Genomic DNA, 16,828 nt, shown 5'->3' with positions numbered 1-16,828 from the left:
ATGACCACGCTGCTTGACCGTTCAAATGAAAACGAGTTCAGCATCGCGACCTCTCGATCGCTCGCGTCGAGGCGAACGCCTCGCGCTGGAGACACTGCCGGAACAATTGGGGGACGACTGAGACGGCGCCACGCGCCGTTCCTGTCCGCGGGCGGCCGCGGGCTCCTCGGTGGCACGGATGGCTGCACGCCTGACCTTTGCAAAGGCACGAATCTCGATCTGCCGGACGCGTTCGCTGGAGATCGAAAGCTCGCGGGCGAGTTGATCGAGTGTCGGGGGATGCTCCGCCAGCCGCCTTGCCTCCAGCACGCGCCGCTCGCGCGCCGTCAGGCCATTCAGCGCAATGCGCAAGGCATCGGTCCGATGTTCCATCTGATCCTGATCGGCAAGGATGGTCTCGGCGTCGCTCGCCTCGTCCACAAGCAAGGCCTCCCACTCGGTACCTTGTTCGTCGCCGCCGACCCGCGCATTCAGCGACAAGTCACCGTGCAGGCGGCAATCCATCTCCATCACCTCGCGCGCCGAAACTTCAAGCTTGGTGGCGATCGCCTCGGCGACATCGGGGGTAAGCCGCGCCATCCCGCCCTGGCCGACCCTTCTCATCTCGCCACGAAGCCGGAAGAACAGCTTCTTCTGAGCAGCCGTTGTTCCGATCTTGACCAGCGACCAGGAGCGCAGGATGTATTCGTGGATGGCGGCCTTGATCCACCACGTCGCATAGGTAGAAAATCGCGAGTTTCGGTCGGGCTCGAACCGGGACGCGGCAATCACCAGCCCGAGATTGGCCTCGGCCATGAGATCTGCGAATGGAAGGCCGTATCCCTTGTAGGTCCGCGCGACCTTGGCGGCGAGCCGGAGATGGCTCGTGATGAGCGCGTTCGCGGCATCGCCGTCCCTCGTCTCCTGCCAGCGACGCGCAAGCTGCTGCTCCTGCTCGCGTTCTAGCAGGTCGTATCGACCGATGACTGACGAATACGCATTGAACACAGCGGCCGCCGTACGCCTGCCCGGCTCGGCCGTATCGATCCTGTTCAAACCCGCGTGTCGCGTTGGCATGTTCTGCTCCCACATTCGAACCCGCAAGCGGAACGTAAGAAGCCTCCCACTGGCGGCGCCAGTAAACTGCACTTAACAAGCCTGAATTCGCTTTCAGATATCTCGCTGCTCTTTCCGCTTCGCACGTGTCGCACATGGCATCTGTGGTCACATCGGCGCGAGGCTCACGTGAAGCGAACGAGCCGGTGCGGACGCCGCGGCTTCGCGTGATGTCGCGCCCGTCGGGGCGAGGATCTCCACCCGTCCGCCGGGTGCCGGGCAAATGGTCAGGCAGAAGCCATGCAGCTTGACGATGGCTGCGACAAGACTCAGGCCCAGCCCCACTCCCGGCGTGTTGCGCATCTTGTCGGAGCGATAGAACCGGCGCAGCACCGCCTCGCGCTCCCCTTCGCCGATGCCGGGCCCGGTATCGATCACGCGCACGAGCGCGGTCCTGTCGTCCGACACCAGCGCGAGCGTCACTCTTCCGCCCGCAGGGGTAAATTTGACGGCATTGTCTACGAGATTGGCAACCGCCTCGAACAACAGGTCCCGATCACCCCGCACCTGCACCTTGAGGTCGATCTCGACGTCAATTTCGATATCCTTGTCTTCGGCGATGGGTTCGTAGACATCGCACACCTGCCGCAGAATCTCGTCGAGCGCGACGTCGCCGAAACCGGCCGTCCGGCTGCTGCTTTCGATTTCGGCCAGGCGCAGCAGCGCGGTGATGATTGCGAGCGACTGGTCGATTCCGGCCATTGCCTTGTCCACGATGTCCTGAAGGTCCTCCAGAGTGGCCGCGTGCGAGCGGCCGCGCTCCAGCGCCAGGCGGGCTCGCGTGAGCGGCGTCCTGAGATCGTGAGCAATATCGTTGCCCACGCCGGCCAGCGCGTTGATCGTAGTCTCCATTTCATCGAGCATGCCGTTGACGATCCTGGCCAGCCGCGCGAACGGATCGTCGGCGTTGGTCTGCGGGAGCCGTTCGCGGAGATCGCCGGCCACGATGCGCTGAACCCTCTGGTTCACCTGCTCCACGCGCCTCTGGGCGCGGACGCTCAGCCAGGCCCCGGCCAGCAGGCAGAGGCAGAATGCCGGCAGCAGACCGAGCAGCAGCGCCTGCCCGACGACGCTCGATATCTCGCGCGTCTCGTCGACGTTCCTCCCAATCACCAGGATATGACCGTTGCTCAGCCGCCTGCCCGCGGCCTTGACAACGGCATCGCGAGCCGCCGAGGGCCCGGTCCGCGCGAGCCGCACGCCCTGGACTGGTCCGCCGAGATCGAGCCGCGATGGCAATCGCCCGATGTTGCCGGCAAGCGGAGTCCCTGCGGCGTCGAACAACCCGGCATATTGCACGCCCCTTGAATCCTGCTTGAGATGATCGGAGATCGCGTCGATGAGGCGGCCGGGCGGCAGCTCGGCCATGAAGTTGAGCTGCGTTGCGATCATGCGGTCGGATCGCACGATCAGGTAGTCGTCGATCTTCCAGTAGATGAAGGCGAATAGCCCGACGACGAACAGCGCCAGCGTGGCCGCCATTGCCGCGGCGCAGAGGAACGTGTTGGAACGAATGAACTGAATCTGGCGCATCGATCCGCCGGACCGGTTTAGCGAACGCGCAGCACGAAGCCGGAGCCGCGAACGTTGTGGATGAGCGGCGTCTCGCCGGGGCCGTCGACCTTGTGACGAAGGCGCCCCATGTGCACATCGATGAGATTGGTGGTTGCCGGAACGAATTTGTAGTTCCAGACCTCCTCGAGCAGCATCGCACGTGTGAGCAGCTGATCGCTCCGGCGCATCATGTATTCGAGCAGACGGAATTCGCGCGGCAGCAGATCGATCTCGCGCTCGCCACGCCGCACGGTCCGCTCGATCAGGTCGAGTTCCAGCGGCCCGGCGCGCAACGTGGTCTCGCGGCTGTCGATCGGACGCCGCAGCAATGCCTCCACTCGCGCGACGAGCTCGATCAGCGCGAACGGCTTGGTGAGATAGTCGTCTCCTCCGACGCGCAATCCACGCACCCTGTCGTCGACCGCGCCGAGCGCACTCAGCACCAGAACGGGCGTCCTGACCTGGTCCTTGCGCAGGGCCTCGATGACGGTCAACCCGTCCATTCCGGGCAGCATGCGATCGACGATCAGGGCATCGGGAGAGGATTCTCGCGCCCGATCGAGACCGCCTATTCCGTCAGGCGCCCATCGCACCTCGAACCCGCGCTCGGTGAGTTCGGCGACGATCGCGTCGGCGGTCTCGGCGTCATCCTCGATCAGGAGTATCCGCGTCATTGTGCTGGTCCCACGTCCTGCGAGGCCTCGCGGCCGGCGGCGAAACATGGGCTCGGTGATCCGCGACGACATGTTCAATGCCCGCCCGGGCCGAACATGCGAGGCAGGACCGGCATGCGACGCACCGCGCTCTGGCAAGAGAAGTAGTTCTGCGGGGAATGAAGCTCCATTAAATTGCATGTCAGGGAGCCTGGAAGCGCGGCCACCGCGGGCGCCGGCGCGAAGGCGATCGAATGTGCTGTCGCGATGATCATCTCACATCTCCAAGCAGCAGGACGTTCCAGCAGATATGCCCTCAGCGAGGCTGCTGTTACGCGCCAAGATCGAGAACGTTGCGAGTTTGCACGATCGTGCTTGCCGGCAAGGCCGGGATCACGGTCCATTGAACGCGGGTGAGCATTTCGTGCGTTTTGTCGACGCGCGCTCGTCCGCACCTCCTTCGCAGGCCGGCTTGGACTGCCAGCTGTCATCAAAGGAGAAGCCAAATGACCACCCTCAAGCTCTTGTCGACCGGACTGATCGCAGTCGCCATGCTCGGCGGACCCGCCATGGCGCGGGAGCGCCATACCGACGTCCGCCCATCCGCCATGCAAGCCGATCCGGTTGCATCGTACGGCTCGGTCTATCAGGTCGGCCGCGCCTGCGTTCCAGCGCCGCGTGTCGGCGCGTTTGCGACGGCGCCATGGACTGGCAACAACGTTCCCTGTGAGCCGGGCACCGGCAGCTTCTGATCCCGACGACGTCGCGGCCGGCCGGGCGGCTCGCTCGGTCGCCGCCGCTCAGCGATGGGGACGGGCCTGACTCTGAGCCCGTCCCCGCCGGCGTCGGCGGATCACCTCGCCGATGCGCAGCGCCCCGCTCCTGAAATCGAATTCAGTGGGATTGCCGCGCGACCGTCCCATCTTCCTGTCGAGACGGGACTTGCTGACGGCACGAGGCTGAAGCGACGGCATCGGCCGCCGGGAATCCGAACACGAAAGGAGTTCCTCATGAAACGAGCATTGATGATCATGGCGACAGCGGCGCTTGCCTCAGCGCTGGCGGTCGGAACGGCCGAGGCACATGGCGGCGGTGGAGGTGGCCACGGCGGCGGTGGCTTCGGTGGCGGACATATGGGCTTTGGCGGCGGTCACATGGGTTTCGGTGGCGGCGCGCATTTCGGCGGTATGGGACATGCCGGCGGATTCGGCGGCGGAGCCCGATTCGGCGGCGAGCACCTCGGCTTCGGCGATCATGTCGCGACCCGCGGCCTCCGGCAGCACGCGTTTCACCGTTTTGACCGCTTCCGGTCTGGATATGGATTCTACGGCTATCCGGATTGCTATGACTGGTACGAGCTGAATCCGGGCCGACCGTTGCCGCTGAGCTGCAGCTAGGTCCGCACGCACGGCGCCGATCGATCCGGATCATGCGACCGCGCGGTCCGGATCGATCCAACACCGGCGGATGGCGCCTGTGCGTCATCTCGGAGGATGCTGGCACGCTGGATGCATCGAGTGAGGCAGGCCGTATTGCATCCAGGCACGGAATCGCCGATCCAAGTTGGACAAGCGCGCCACCGGGGGCGCAGGCGCAATGGAGAGTCTCTTGGCTGAGAACGCTCATTCGACAATTCGGTCGGCCGACCCCCGTGGGAGGTGGTCCGAGCTGTCCCAGGCAGAACGCGATGCCGCCTATGACAACAACGCGGCCGTCAAGAACAGCGCGGCCCTGATCGCCGAGCGCAACGAAGCCTCCGGCCGGCTGCGGGGCACGCTGAAATCCCACCTCGACCTGCCCTATGGTGAGCGAGCCAACAACAAGATCGACCTCTACCCCGCGGCCAGGCCGGATGCGCCCTGCCTGTTGTTCCTGCACGGCGGCTATTGGCAGCGCAATTCGCGAGAGCTGTTCGCCATGCTGGTCGAAGGCGTCGCGGCGCATGGCTGGTCGGTTGCCATACCCGGCTATTCGCTGGCGCCCGAGGTGTCCCTGACCGACATCGTCGGCGAAATCCCGCGCGCACTCGACTGGCTCGCCGCGCATGGCGCGTCCTATGGCATCGCCGGCCGGATCGTCCTGTCGGGCTGGTCCGCCGGCGCCCATCTCGTTGCGATGGCGCTCGATCATCCGCGCGTCCAGGCGGGACTGGCGATCTCTGGCGTCTATGATCTCGCACCGATCCGCGATACCGGGCTGAACAAAGCGCTGAAGCTGACGGATCAGGAAGTCGCGAGGCTGTCGCCGCTTCGCCTGCCCGTGACGCAGAAGCGGCTCGACATCGCCTATGGAAGCAACGAGCTGCCGGCCCTCGTGAACGATTCAATCGATTTCCACGAGAAGCGCGCGGCGGCGGGAGCGCCGGGCAAGCTCATCCCGGTCAAAGGCGCCGACCATTTCACCATTCTCGAGGCGCTGCGCCGGCCGGACGGCATTCTCGTGGACGCCGTTCGGCGACTGCTGGATTAAAACTGCGAAAACAACCCCATGCACAGTAGAGACCCCGTTGTTTTCAAATGCAAGTTTTTCGAAGGCCAATCGACACCGTCGTGACCGCTTTGACTCGTCGGGCAAAACAGGGGCATGATGTCATCATCGCGCCGGCTGCCGCTCCTGCATCTCTATCCAGATTCGCTCGCCCGTGATCCGCACCGGATAAAGCCGCAGCGGCGGGCTCGGCCATCCCGCGGTGATTGCCCCATCGCGCAAATCGAACGATGCCGCATGGCGCGGGCAATGAAGCCGCCCTGCCGTCACCCGCCCGAGAGCAAGATCGGCCTGTTCGTGCGGGCACGCACGTTCGCAGGCGACGACATGGCCCTCGTTCCAGATCACGAGCAGGTCGTGCCCGGCGATGCGGACGATCGCCTCGAGCTTCAGCCGGTCGAGATCGCAGACGGCAATCCACCCGGCCTCGTCATCCACCGAGATAGGCCTTGCGCACATGCTCGTTCGCGATCAGTTCGGTACCGGCGCCCGACAGCACGATACGACCGTTCTCGAGCAGATAGGCGTGATCGCACATCTCGAGCGCGGCGAAGGCGTTCTGCTCGACCAGCAGCACCGTGGTGCCGGCATCGCGGATGCCGCGGATGATCGCAAAGGTCTGCTCGACGATGTTGGGCGCGAGCCCGAGCGATGGTTCGTCGAACATGATCAGCCGCGGTCGCGACATCAGCGCGCGCCCGATCGCAAGCATCTGCTGCTCGCCACCGGACAGCGTCCCTGCCGCCTGCCGGCGCCGCTCGGCGAGCCGCGGAAATTCCGCGTAGATGCGGTCGCGGTCGGCCGCAATCTCACCCGAACCACGACGGAGGTAAGCTCCCATGTCGAGATTCTCCTCGACGCTCATGTGCGGAAACACGCGCCGCCCTTCCGGACAATGCGCGATTCCGCTGGCCAGCACGCGCGGGGGCCGCGCCCCGGTGATGTCGATCCCCTCGAACCACATCTGGCCCGACCGTGGCGGCACGAGGCCGGAGATCGCGCGCAGCGTCGTGCTCTTGCCGGCGCCGTTGGCACCGATCAGCGCGACCAGCTGGCCGGCCTTCACCTCGAGCGAGATGCCGCGCAGCGCGGTGACGCCGCCATAACCACAAACCATCTCGCGGATCTCAAGCACGTCCCGCTCCATGTCCGAGATAGGCCTCGATCACCGCCGGATCGTTGCGGATCACGTCTGGTGTCCCTTCCGCGATGATGCGGCCGTAATTGAGCACAACGATTCGATCCGAGACGGTCATCACCATCGGCATGTCGTGCTCGACCAGGAGGATCGTGATGCCGCGGTCGCGGATGCTGCGGATCAGCTCGACGAAGCGGTGGGTTTCCGAGGCGTTCATGCCGGACACCGGCTCGTCGAGCAGCAGCATCGACGGTTCCGCCGCGAGCGCCAGCGCGACACCGACGAGACGCTGCTCGCCGTAGGACAGTGAGCCCGCGGCATCGTGCGCGCGACGTTCGAGCCCAACCCATTCCAGCAGCTCGCCCGCCCGCTGCCGCAGCCTATGCTCCGAGGCGCGCGCGCCCGGCAGGCCGAGGATGGCATCGAGCAGCCGGACCCGGCCCTGGCGGTGCAGGCCGATCAGGAGATTGTCGTGGATGGTGTCGTTGGGGAAAACGCTGGTGCGCTGGAAGGTGCGGATCAGACCGAGATCGGCGATCTGATGCGGCTTCAAACCGGCGAGCGCAGTGTTGCGATAGGTCACTCGGCCCGCGCTCGGCGTCAGGAAGCCGGTCATGACGTTGAAGGCTGTGGTCTTGCCGGCGCCGTTCGGCCCGATCAGGCTGACGATCTCGCCCTCCCCGACTGTAAAACTCATGTCGGAGATTGCGACCAGGCCGCCAAAGCGGACCGCCACCTGATCGATCGCCATGGCAATGCTGCGCTCTGTCATCACGCCGGCTCCTTGGCAGCGGTCTCGGCCAGAGCGACCGGCGCCAGCGCCGTTCGCCCGTTGCGTCGTCGGCCAAATCGCTGCGCGAGCGACGGCACGATGCCGCGCGGGAGCACGAACAGGATGGCGATCAGCACGCCACCATAGGCGATCCACTGCGCTTCCGGCGCCATGACCGGCCGCAGCGCGACCGGGAGCAGCCCGAAGATCAGGCCGCCGACGACGGGCCCGGCCAGCGAGCCCTTGCCGCCGCTGATCACCATGATCACCATGGTGACGGTGTTGATGAAGGCGAACACTTCGGGATCGATGATCCGGATGTAGTGCGCATAGAGGCTGCCGGCCGCACCCGCGATCGCCGCCGAGATCACCGCCGCGATCGTCAGCGTCCTGGTCACGTCGATGCCGACGGAGACCGCCAGCGTCTCGTTCTCCATCAGCCCGCGCATCGCGCGGCCGAAATGCGAATGGACGAGGCGCGCAATGAGGAGATAGGCGATGAGCGCGACCACCAGCACGAGATAGTAGTTCTGCATCTTGGTGCGCAGCGTCAGCTCGCCAAAGCCTGGCAAAGGCAGCGCGATAGAGGGAATGTTGGTCAGCGCCAGCGGTCCCTGCGTCAACTCGACCCAGTTCAGCGCGACCAGCCGGACCACCTCGGCAAAGGAGATCGTCACGATGACGAAATAGGCGCCGCGGACGCGGAACGAGAGCAGCCCGACGAAATAGCCGCACAATCCAGCAACGATGATCGCCAGCACGAAGCCTGCAATCGGCGGCCAGGGTTCGTGAACCAGACGCACGCCCCCGGGCAGGCCGATATCGAAGCCGAGGGAGGTCAGCGCACTGACATAGGCGCCGATGCCGAAGAAGGCGATGTGTCCGAGGCTGAGCTGGCCGGTGAAGCCGAGCAGCAGGTTGAGGCTCATCGCCCCGATGACGAAGATCCCGGTCGTGATCAGCGCATTCAGGAGATAGGGATCGCGCAGCCAGAGCGGGACCGAGGCGAGCGCCGCGACGGCGAGAATGGTGATGATTGCCTTCATCCGACGCGCTCCGCGCGCGCAAACAGGCCGGTCGGCCGGAAGATCAGCACCGCGATGATGATCAGAAAGCCCATGGCATCGCGGTAGCCCGACGAGACGTAACCGGCACCGAGTTCTTCGGCGAGCGCCAGGATGAAACCGCCGATCACGGCGCCCGTGATGTTGCCGAGGCCCCCGAGGATGACGATCGCGAAGGCCTTCACCGCGGCGAGATCGCCCATCTGCGGGAAGATCACGTAGACCGGCCCGAGCAGCGCGCCCGCGGCGGCGGCCAGGCTGGAGCCGATCGCGAAGGTCGAGGTGTAGATCATGTCGACATTGACGCCCATCAGCGAAGCCGTGTCGTGGTCCTGGAACGTCGCCCGCATCGCGCGGCCGAGGCTGGTCTTGTTGATGAGCAGATACGTCACCAGGATCAACAGTGCCGCGGCAGCGAGAACGAACAGCCGCAGCCAGGACACCGACACCGGACCGAGCACGAGCGGCGCCTCCGGAAACGGCGTTGCCACCGATTTGGCGACGCCGCCCCAGATCCACAGCGTCCCCGACTGCATCGCAATCCAGGCGCCGATCATGACCAGCATCGTGGTGTCGATGTCCGAGCCGCGCAGCGGTCGCAGCAATGTCAGCTCGATGACCGCCCCGAGCAGCCATCCGGCCAGCACGGCCACGGGCAGCGCGAGAAAGAAGTTCAGCCCGAGCTGCTGCACCACGATGAACATGATGTAGGCCCCGAACGTGTAGAGCACACCATGCGTGAAGTTCACCACATTCATGATGCCGAAGATCAACGTGAGCCCGATGCCCAGCAGCGCATAGGTGCCGCCGAGCACGAGCATGTTGATCAGATGCTGGAGAAATTCGCTCAAGGCCGGTCCTGAATGTTGGATGACGGCGAGGGCCGCTACGTGCCGCCCTCGCCCGGGATTGACTGATGCTAAAGCGGAGTGGCTCTAGGTTGAGTCGATTGCCACAGGCTCGGTGCAACCTCTCCCGCTTGCGGGAGAGGTCGGCGCGGAGCGCCGGGTGAGGGTTCTATCTTCTTGGGGAATCCCACCGCGGAGACACCCTCTCCTCAACCCTCTCCCGCAAGCGGGAGAGGGAGCGCAGCTGCCTCGCGGCTCGCCACCCGGCCGAGCTTCATCATCTCTAGAGCGTCTTCATCTCGATCTTGCCGTCGGCGATCTCGATCAGATAGACGTTGGGCTGGCTCTGTCCGCTCTCCTTGCCCTCGGGGCCGGACTTGCGGAACACGATGTCGCCGTTGAGGCCCTTCACCTTGACGTCCCAGAGCGCGGCCTTGATCGCGGCAGGCTCGGCCTTGCCGGCCTTCTCGATCGCGGCGGCCGCGGCGCGGATGCCGTCATAGCCACGGAAGCTCTCGGTGCAGCCGGCGAAGTCGAAGCCGCGCTTCTTCCACTCCGTGATGAAGTAATTGGTCGCTTCCGGATTCGGCGTCTTGTCCGGGAACCAGGGCAGGAAGGTCGTCAGATGCATGGTGCCGTTGGCGGCAGCTCCCGCCTGGGCGATGATCTGGTCCGGATTTTGCGAGCCACCGGTGGTGATGATGCGCTTCTTCAGGCCGAGCGCAGCCGCCTGCTTGAAGATCAGCGTCAACTGATCGACCGCTGTCGTGACGATGACCGTCTCGGAATCGGAGCTCTTGATCTTGGAGAGCTGGGCGCTCATGTCCTGAGCACCCTGGTCCATGGTCTCGACCAGACCGATGGTGATGCCCTTGTCCTTCATCATCTTGCTGAAGTCCTCGGCGGTGCCGCGGCCCCAATCGTTGTTGATGACGAGGAAATCGACCTTCTTCAGTGCGAGCTTGTCGACGATGCCCTTGAACGCCGCAGCTTCCACCGCCGAGGGCGGCGAGATGCGGAAGATGAAGGGATTGCCCGTCGTCGTGATCTTGCCCGAGGACGAGGTCTCGACCACCATCGGCGTTTCATACTCCATCAGCTTCGGCATCACCGCGAGTGTCAGGCTCGAGCCCCAGGCGCCCATCAGCACCGGCACCTTGTCGCTGGTGATGAGCTTTTCGGCGACGGCGGCAGCTTCCGTCGGGTTGCTCTTGTTGTCCTCGATCACCAGCTCGATCTTCTTGCCGAGGATGCCACCCTTGGCGTTGATCTCGTCGGCGGCGATCTTGGCACCGTTGACGACGTAAGTGCCGGAGGCCGCGAACGCGCCGGTGAGCGGCTCGTTGACGCCGATCTTGATGGTCTGCGCCCCCGCGGCGCCGCCAAACAAGGCCGTCGCCAGTGCGATGGTAGGAACCAGTCCGAGTGCTCTTGTCATGTTGTCTCTCCACAACGCTGTTGATGTCTACGCAATCCAGGCTTCGTCACTTCCGGTGTGCGAGCACACCGTCAACCCGCCTCGCTCCGGCGGCCAAAGATGCGAGCGATCCGTGCGCGCAAAACGTCCGACGCAATCGACCAGAAGCTCAGCTCCGCCGACGTCCCCGGCCCTGACGGCACGCCGGACATCCGGCGATCGAGATTGGCGGCGAACTCCGCAACGAGGCGCTTGGCGAGATCGCGGACCAGGCCGGGACGGCCGACCTGGGCCAGCATTCCCGTGAGCGTGTAGCCGATCGACAATTCGACGGCCGTCGCTGCGCCGCCGTCCAGCGGAAGCAGGCGGTAACGGATCTCGCCTTGCGTCGCCGAGCGGCTGCGCGGGTCGGTGCCGATGCCGACGATGCGTCCGGAGAGCGTCGCTGGATCGCGCTCGACGCGCGCGGCGCCCTCGAAGGCCGCAGCGACCGGGCCGAGCTTGACGCGGATCGCCCCCTCCACGCGCTCCGGCGTCGGCGGCGAGCCCAGCGATACGCCCGGGAGGCAAGCGGCGATGACCGCGATATCGTCGAAGATCGCAAATACCTTCGCCGGCGGATACGGCAGCGTGAAGCGCTGGTCGAGCACGGTCGCCGGGGTGAAGTCGGGGATGCTGCAGGCCGCGATGTTCTCTGAAGCCGCAGCCAGCGCTTGTTGCGCAGGTCGCGACTCGCTGCGACCGGGCGCGGCGCGTCCCGACCCGACGGGGCCGAGACCGGTCCGGCCGGCACCTGCCAGCGGCGCGATGCTGCGCGCGCGCCTTGCCTCGATCACGGACTGCACCGCGCGCACGATTCCGACATAGCCGGTGCAGCGGCAGAGATTGCCGCTCATGCCGACGCGAATGCTGCGCTCGTCGGCGTCGGGAAGACGCAGCACCAGGTCGCGCGCGGAGACCAGCATGCCGGGCGTGCAATAGCCGCATTGCAGCGCATGCTCGCGGGTGAAGGCGGCGCGCAGCTCGGAAGTGACCTCGTCCTCGTCGAGCCCCTCGATCGTGGTGACGTCGGCGCCCTCGCAGGCCGCCGCATAGGTGATGCAGGAGCGCGCCGGCACACCGTCGAGCAGCACGGTGCAGGCGCCGCAGACGCCGTGCTCACAGCCGAGATGTGTGCCGGTAAGATCGAGCTTGTCGCGAACGAAATCGGCAAGGCTGGTGCGCGGCTCGGCGGGCACCTCCACCGCGCGGCGATTGACGTGGAGCGCGATCGTGCTCATGCCGCGGCCTCCTGGACGGCGCGCCTCAGCACGCTCACATGGATATGGCGCTGCGCGGCATCATCGATGCCGGCCTTGGCCAGAAGAGCGTCCGCAACGCGGACGTCGAAGCGCTGCTTGTAATCGGCTGCAATCCGGCCGCCGAACAGCTCCACGGCGTCGGTGATGACCAGGGGAGTCGTGTCGATCGCGCCGATCACGATGCGCGCCGAAGCCGCGGCGGGATCGATCAGGACCGCACCGATGGCATGGGCGAACTCGCCGGTCTTGCGGCAGCTCTTCGCATAACCCCAATGCGCCGTGGCCGATCGCGCCGGCACGTGCACCGCCTCCACGATCTCGCCCGTGTGCAGCGCAGATTCCAGGGCACCCAGCACGAACGCCTCGACAGGCATCGTGCGCGCACCGGCCAGGCCGCGCAACGTCACCCGCGCACCCAGGGCGGCAAGTGCCGAAATCCAGTCCGCCGCGGGATCGGCATGGCTGAGCGAGCCACCGATCGTGCCGCGGTTGCGCACGGCGCGATAGGCGATATTGGCCGCCACGCCGCGCATGGCGCCGCGGGTCACGTCGGCCGTGCGCCCGTCCTCGATATCGGCATGGGTGACCAGGGCACCGAGCACGAGTTCGCCACCGGAAATCTCGGCACGCTTGAGCTCGGCAAGGCCGGAAATATCCACGATCAGCTCCGGCTGCACCAGCCGCAGATTGAGCATCGGCCCGAGCGACTGGCCGCCGGCAATGATTTTTGCCGAGCCGCTGCGGGCTGCCAGCATCGAGAGTGCTGCCGTGAAATCTCGTGGGCGTTCATAGGCGAAGGGAGCGGGCTTCATGCCGCACTCCTTTCGGCCGCGCGGGCGGCCAGCATGGCCGCGACGATCCGATGGGGCGTGATCGGCGACTGCATCAGCTCGACGTCGAGCGGGCGCAGCGCGTCGTTGACGGCGTTGGCGATCGCGGCCGGCGGCGCGATCGCCCCGCCCTCGCCGATGCCCTTGACGCCGAACTGCGTGTAAGGCGACGGCGTCTCCATGTGATCCAGGCGCGCGGCGGGAACTTCGATTGGCCCGGGCAGCAGGTAGTCCGCGAGCGTCGTCGCCAGCGGCTGGCCGGAGGCGTCGAACGGCATTTCCTCGTAGAGCGCGGTGCCGATGCCTTGCGCCAGGCCGCCATAGATCTGGCCGTCGACGACGAGCGGATTGACCAGCACGCCGCCGTCCTCGACGATCACGTAGTCGAGGATCTCGACCTCGCCGAGATCAGGATCGACCGCGACCACCGCCGCATGAGCGGCGTAGCTGAAGGTGCCGCTGTCGCGCACCGGCTTGTAGCCCTGTGTCACTTCCAGCCCGCCGGGATCGACATCGGCGGGCAGATCCTGCGGGCGGCGGTACCAGGTGTGGGCGATCGCCTTCAGGCTGGCGCTGCCGTTGACACCGCGCACCTCACCATTCTGCAACACCACCGAAGCCGGATCGTGCTGCAACAGTTTGGCGCCGATGCGCAGGGCGCGTTCGCCGAGCTCGCGGCAGGCGGTCGCGACCGCACCGCCCGCCATCACCATCGAGCGCGAGCCCCAGGTGCCGGTCGAATAGGGCGTCATGGCGGTGTCGCCGAGGATGATGCGGATCTTCGCGACATCCACGCCGAGGATCTCGTGCGCGACCTGGGCGAGCGTCGTCTCCATGCCCTGCCCGTGCGAATGCACGCCGACGCGGAGTTCGAGGCCGCCGTCCGGCGTCAGCCGCGCAGAGGCCTGCTCGTGGCCCGGCACCATCGGAATGCCCCAGCCGGAATAGACGGACGTGCCGTGCGCGGCCTGCTCGCAATAGATGGAGACGCCGACGCCGATGCGGCGGCCGTCGGCCTCTCCCTTGCGCTGGCGGCCGCGAATAGCATCGATATCGATCTGTGCCAGCGCGCGGCGCATCGCTTCCGGATAGTCGCCGCTGTCGAAATGCTTCCTGGTGATGTTGTCGAACGGCATCTGCTCCGGCCGCACCAGATTGCGCAGCCGGACCTCGCCCGGCTCGAGCCCGGCCTCCGCCGCCACGAGATCGAGCATCAATTCCAGCGCGAAGCAGACGCCGGTGCGCGCCACGCCGCGATAGGGCAGGATCGGACATTTGTTGGTGGCGACCGAGAAGGTGCGGCAGCGATAGGCCGGCATCTTGTAGGGACCCGGCAGGATGCTGGCGACCTGCGCGGCTTCGAGGCAGGCGGAGAACGGATAGGACGAATAGGCGCCGGAATCCACCGTCGCCTCGCAATCGATGCCGCGTAGCGTGCCGTCGCGATCGGCATAGACGGTGATCTTGTAATGATGCTCGCGGCAATTGGAGCTGGCGACCAGATGCTCGCGGCGATCCTCGAGCCAGCGCACCGGATGTCGGCAGCGCATCGTCAGCCAGGACAGACAGACCTCTTCGGGCAGCAGAATGCCCTTGTGGCCGAAACCGCCGCCGACATCGGGCGAGATGACGCGGATCTGGCCCTCCTCCATGCCGAGGCACTCGGCAAGACCGCTGCGCGTGATGTGCGGCATCTGCGCCGCCGAATGCAGCGTCAGCTGGTCGAGTCTCGGATCGAACGTCGCGACGACGCCGCGGCCTTCGAGCGGCGACATGCATTGCCGCGCGGTCGAGATCTCGCGCGTCACCTTGATCGGCGCATCGAGCGCGCCGGAGATGTCGACCTCGTAATTGGTTTCGAGGAAGACATTGTCGCCCCAATGCTCGTGCACCAGCGCCGAGCCGGGCTCGCGCGCCTTCAGCATGTCGGTGACTGCGGGCAGCTCTTCCAGATCCAACGTCACGGAGGCAGCAATGTCCTCCGCTTCGGCGCGTGTCGGCGCAAGGCACATTGCGACGAGCTCGCCGACCTGCCGCACCTTGCCGGTGGCGAGCACCGGCTGCTCGGAAATCTTGAAGCCGGAAAGCCCCGACACCGCGCGGATCGGCTTGATGCCGGCTAGGTCCGCCGCCGTGAACACGCTGCCGCGATAGCGTTCAGGCACATGAATCCCGCGGATGCGTGCATGCGCCAGCGGGCTGCGCACGAAGGCGACATCCTGAAGGCCCGCGAGCCTGATGTCGCCGACATACTGTCCGCGGCCGCGCATCAGGCGATCGTCCTCCTTCCGAGGCAGCCGTGCGCCCACCCCCTTCCCGGACTTGCCAGAAGGAAATTCTCGCTCGTTGCGCACGCCGGCGTTCCCCTTCACCGCCCTTATGCCGCGACAGCTTGCGGCAGGATCGGCGCGACCGCATCGAAGCGCGTGCCGGCGCGCAGGCAGAAGGCCGGCTGCAGCAGGCGCTCGGCGATCACCTCGTTCTTCTCATTGTCCTTGAGGACAAAGCGGCCGCTCCGCTCCGAGAGCACGGAGACGTCTGCGTCCATGCCGGCCTTGAGCGCGCCGATCTCGGCGCTACGGCCGAGCATTTTGGCGGGATTGGAGGTGACCATCGGCACCACCTGCTCCAGTGTCAGGCCGAGCGCCATCATCGAGCTCATCGCCTGGACCAGGCTGAACTTGGCCTGGCCCGCGAAGGGATGGTTCTCCTCGTCCTCATGCTGGTCGGGAGTCCCGGCCGGCGCGGGCACGTGGGTGTTGTAGCCATGGATGTCGGCGCCGAGCGTGGTCGGAATGATGCCGGCGGCGATCGCCTTCTTAGCGAGCCGATAGGAGAAGTGGCTGCCGTGACCGACGTCGACCTTCAGGCCGCGGTCGAGCGCGGCCTGAATCACCGGGTGCACCTCACCTTCGCGATCGACGAAACCGCCGGGATGGCGCGTGAAGGGATGGGCGAGAATGTCGCCCTCGCGCAAGAGCGGAATGACGCGGGTGAGGATGGTGTCGGCATCCTCGCCATTGGCGCCGCTCTCGGGCAGACCCCAGAGCTGGCCGAAATGCACATAGACCGGCAGATCGGCGCGCTTGCCGATCTCCGCCGCCATCTCGATGACGCGAATGCCCCAGCGCGCGAAGCCGCCGATCTCGGCGTGAGCCTTGATGCCGCGCACGATGTCGAGATTGGCCGTCGCCGCCTTGACGGTCGCGTCGATGTCGACGCCGTCGGGGCTGTAGAGCTGCGGATAGAAATGCCCCTCGAGGCCGCCGACGAGATAGGCGGACAGGAAGGCATAGACGCGTGAGGCCGCGGGCTCTGCAATAAAATGGCGAAAGCCCGGCAGCGTCATGCAGGACGGACCGCCCTGGTCGACAAGCGTCGTCACCCCCGACTGCACGCCGACCATGTCGGGGTTCATGCCGAAGCGGCCGGAGACATATTGATAGACATGGGCGTGGGTGTCGATCAGCCCGGGCAGCACCAGCTTGCCGCCGACGTCGACGACCTCCCTGGCGCTGGTCGGCAGAATGTCGGACGCCACCGCTGCAATCTTGCCGTTGCGGATCGCGACATCCCTGATGCCATCGACGCCGGAGGCCGGACAGATCACGCGACCGCCTCGCAGCAGAAGGTCGAAGCTGGCAGTGACGGACATCGTGCGCTCTCCTC

Annotated in this window: 17 protein-coding genes; 2 read left to right on the top strand and 15 right to left on the bottom strand. The window is 66.0% G+C overall.

Features of this window, described 5'->3' with window-relative positions; translation table 11 throughout:
• Positions 1 to 21: 21 nt before the first annotated feature.
• The 4 genes from rpoH to EHH60_RS05670 all read right to left on the bottom strand — a co-directional run bounded on the left by rpoH (position 22) and on the right by EHH60_RS05670 (position 3,577).
• The gene (gene rpoH / locus EHH60_RS05685; protein WP_124158497.1) at positions 22 to 1,056 is read right to left on the bottom strand and encodes an RNA polymerase sigma factor RpoH; all 1,035 of its coding nucleotides are present in this window, start codon (positions 1,054 to 1,056) and stop codon (positions 22 to 24) included.
• Between the two features lie 147 nt (positions 1,057 to 1,203).
• Positions 1,204 to 2,628, bottom strand: coding sequence for a sensor histidine kinase (locus tag EHH60_RS05680; RefSeq protein WP_124158496.1), 1,425 nt, complete (start codon positions 2,626 to 2,628; stop codon positions 1,204 to 1,206).
• A 17-nt stretch (positions 2,629 to 2,645) separates the two neighbouring features.
• The gene (locus EHH60_RS05675) at positions 2,646 to 3,323 is read right to left on the bottom strand and encodes a response regulator transcription factor (protein ID WP_124158495.1); all 678 of its coding nucleotides are present in this window, start codon (positions 3,321 to 3,323) and stop codon (positions 2,646 to 2,648) included.
• A gap of 74 nt (positions 3,324 to 3,397) precedes the next feature.
• The gene (locus tag EHH60_RS05670; RefSeq protein WP_124158494.1) at positions 3,398 to 3,577 is read right to left on the bottom strand and encodes a hypothetical protein; all 180 of its coding nucleotides are present in this window, start codon (positions 3,575 to 3,577) and stop codon (positions 3,398 to 3,400) included.
• Between the two features lie 231 nt (positions 3,578 to 3,808).
• On the opposite strand from EHH60_RS05670, the gene EHH60_RS05665 reads away from it, so the two are divergent.
• Positions 3,809 to 4,054 carry a hypothetical protein gene (locus EHH60_RS05665; protein WP_124158493.1) on the top strand — a complete coding sequence of 82 codons (246 nt, stop codon included), beginning with the start codon at positions 3,809 to 3,811 and terminating at the stop codon, positions 4,052 to 4,054.
• Positions 4,055 to 4,354: 300 nt separating this feature from the next.
• Here the strand turns inward: EHH60_RS05665 and EHH60_RS37420 are convergent, their stop codons facing one another.
• The gene (locus EHH60_RS37420) at positions 4,355 to 4,594 is read right to left on the bottom strand and encodes a hypothetical protein (protein ID WP_199751320.1); all 240 of its coding nucleotides are present in this window, start codon (positions 4,592 to 4,594) and stop codon (positions 4,355 to 4,357) included.
• Positions 4,595 to 4,910: 316 nt separating this feature from the next.
• On the opposite strand from EHH60_RS37420, the gene EHH60_RS05655 reads away from it, so the two are divergent.
• Positions 4,911 to 5,771, top strand: a complete 861-nt coding sequence (locus EHH60_RS05655; protein ID WP_502697394.1) for an alpha/beta hydrolase — start codon at positions 4,911 to 4,913, stop codon at positions 5,769 to 5,771.
• A gap of 123 nt (positions 5,772 to 5,894) precedes the next feature.
• On the opposite strand, the gene EHH60_RS05650 is transcribed toward EHH60_RS05655, so the two are convergent.
• The 10 genes from EHH60_RS05650 to EHH60_RS05605 form a co-directional block, all read right to left on the bottom strand.
• Positions 5,895 to 6,227, bottom strand: coding sequence for a Rieske (2Fe-2S) protein (locus EHH60_RS05650; protein WP_245454404.1), 333 nt, complete (start codon positions 6,225 to 6,227; stop codon positions 5,895 to 5,897).
• Entirely contained in the window at positions 6,220 to 6,924 is a 705-nt protein-coding gene (locus EHH60_RS05645; RefSeq protein ID WP_199751319.1) for an ABC transporter ATP-binding protein, read from the bottom strand. Before EHH60_RS05645 ends, EHH60_RS05650 begins: the two co-directional genes overlap by 8 nt.
• A complete protein-coding gene (locus EHH60_RS05640; protein WP_199751318.1) occupies positions 6,917 to 7,699 on the bottom strand; it encodes an ABC transporter ATP-binding protein in 783 nt (260 codons plus the stop codon). Before EHH60_RS05640 ends, EHH60_RS05645 begins: the two co-directional genes overlap by 8 nt.
• A complete protein-coding gene (locus tag EHH60_RS05635) occupies positions 7,699 to 8,745 on the bottom strand; it encodes a branched-chain amino acid ABC transporter permease (protein ID WP_124158487.1) in 1,047 nt (348 codons plus the stop codon). The genes EHH60_RS05640 and EHH60_RS05635 overlap by 1 nt, the downstream gene beginning before the upstream one ends.
• Positions 8,742 to 9,614, bottom strand: a complete 873-nt coding sequence (locus tag EHH60_RS05630; protein ID WP_199751317.1) for a branched-chain amino acid ABC transporter permease — start codon at positions 9,612 to 9,614, stop codon at positions 8,742 to 8,744. The genes EHH60_RS05635 and EHH60_RS05630 overlap by 4 nt, the downstream gene beginning before the upstream one ends.
• A gap of 280 nt (positions 9,615 to 9,894) precedes the next feature.
• Positions 9,895 to 11,049, bottom strand: coding sequence for an ABC transporter substrate-binding protein (locus tag EHH60_RS05625; protein ID WP_124158486.1), 1,155 nt, complete (start codon positions 11,047 to 11,049; stop codon positions 9,895 to 9,897).
• Positions 11,050 to 11,120: 71 nt separating this feature from the next.
• Positions 11,121 to 12,308 carry a xanthine dehydrogenase family Fe-S subunit gene (locus EHH60_RS05620; RefSeq protein WP_124158485.1) on the bottom strand — a complete coding sequence of 396 codons (1,188 nt, stop codon included), beginning with the start codon at positions 12,306 to 12,308 and terminating at the stop codon, positions 11,121 to 11,123.
• Entirely contained in the window at positions 12,305 to 13,141 is an 837-nt protein-coding gene (locus EHH60_RS05615) for an FAD binding domain-containing protein (RefSeq protein ID WP_124158484.1), read from the bottom strand. Before EHH60_RS05615 ends, EHH60_RS05620 begins: the two co-directional genes overlap by 4 nt.
• Positions 13,138 to 15,429, bottom strand: a complete 2,292-nt coding sequence (locus EHH60_RS05610) for a xanthine dehydrogenase family protein molybdopterin-binding subunit (RefSeq protein WP_245454403.1) — start codon at positions 15,427 to 15,429, stop codon at positions 13,138 to 13,140. Before EHH60_RS05610 ends, EHH60_RS05615 begins: the two co-directional genes overlap by 4 nt.
• Positions 15,430 to 15,536: 107 nt before the next feature.
• A complete protein-coding gene (locus tag EHH60_RS05605) occupies positions 15,537 to 16,814 on the bottom strand; it encodes an amidohydrolase/deacetylase family metallohydrolase (protein ID WP_124158482.1) in 1,278 nt (425 codons plus the stop codon).
• Positions 16,815 to 16,828 lie beyond the last annotated feature (14 nt).

The sequence above is a fragment of the Bradyrhizobium sp. RP6 genome (genome assembly GCF_003837805.1).
GTDB lineage: Bacteria > Pseudomonadota > Alphaproteobacteria > Rhizobiales > Xanthobacteraceae > Bradyrhizobium.
Note: the sequence above shows the minus strand (reverse complement) of the source record. Positions and strands in the feature narration are given on the sequence as shown.

Bases quoted from the DNA above. Each gene is read 5' to 3' on its own strand.
- EHH60_RS05615 (WP_124158484.1), bottom strand. From the start codon at position 13,141: ATGAAGCCCGCTCCCTTCGCCTATGAACGCCCACGAGATTTCACGGCA.
- EHH60_RS05620 (WP_124158485.1), bottom strand. From the start codon at position 12,308: ATGAGCACGATCGCGCTCCACGTCAATCGCCGCGCGGTGGAGGTGCCC.
- EHH60_RS05640 (WP_199751318.1), bottom strand. From the start codon at position 7,699: ATGACAGAGCGCAGCATTGCCATGGCGATCGATCAGGTGGCGGTCCGC.
- EHH60_RS05680 (WP_124158496.1), bottom strand. From the start codon at position 2,628: ATGCGCCAGATTCAGTTCATTCGTTCCAACACGTTCCTCTGCGCCGCG.
- EHH60_RS05635 (WP_124158487.1), bottom strand. From the start codon at position 8,745: ATGAAGGCAATCATCACCATTCTCGCCGTCGCGGCGCTCGCCTCGGTC.
- EHH60_RS05665 (WP_124158493.1), top strand. From the start codon at position 3,809: ATGACCACCCTCAAGCTCTTGTCGACCGGACTGATCGCAGTCGCCATG.
- EHH60_RS05625 (WP_124158486.1), bottom strand. From the start codon at position 11,049: ATGACAAGAGCACTCGGACTGGTTCCTACCATCGCACTGGCGACGGCC.
- EHH60_RS05675 (WP_124158495.1), bottom strand. From the start codon at position 3,323: ATGACGCGGATACTCCTGATCGAGGATGACGCCGAGACCGCCGACGCG.
- EHH60_RS05670 (WP_124158494.1), bottom strand. From the start codon at position 3,577: ATGATCATCGCGACAGCACATTCGATCGCCTTCGCGCCGGCGCCCGCG.
- EHH60_RS05610 (WP_245454403.1), bottom strand. From the start codon at position 15,429: ATGCGCGGCCGCGGACAGTATGTCGGCGACATCAGGCTCGCGGGCCTT.
- rpoH (WP_124158497.1), bottom strand. From the start codon at position 1,056: ATGCCAACGCGACACGCGGGTTTGAACAGGATCGATACGGCCGAGCCG.
- EHH60_RS05605 (WP_124158482.1), bottom strand. From the start codon at position 16,814: ATGTCCGTCACTGCCAGCTTCGACCTTCTGCTGCGAGGCGGTCGCGTG.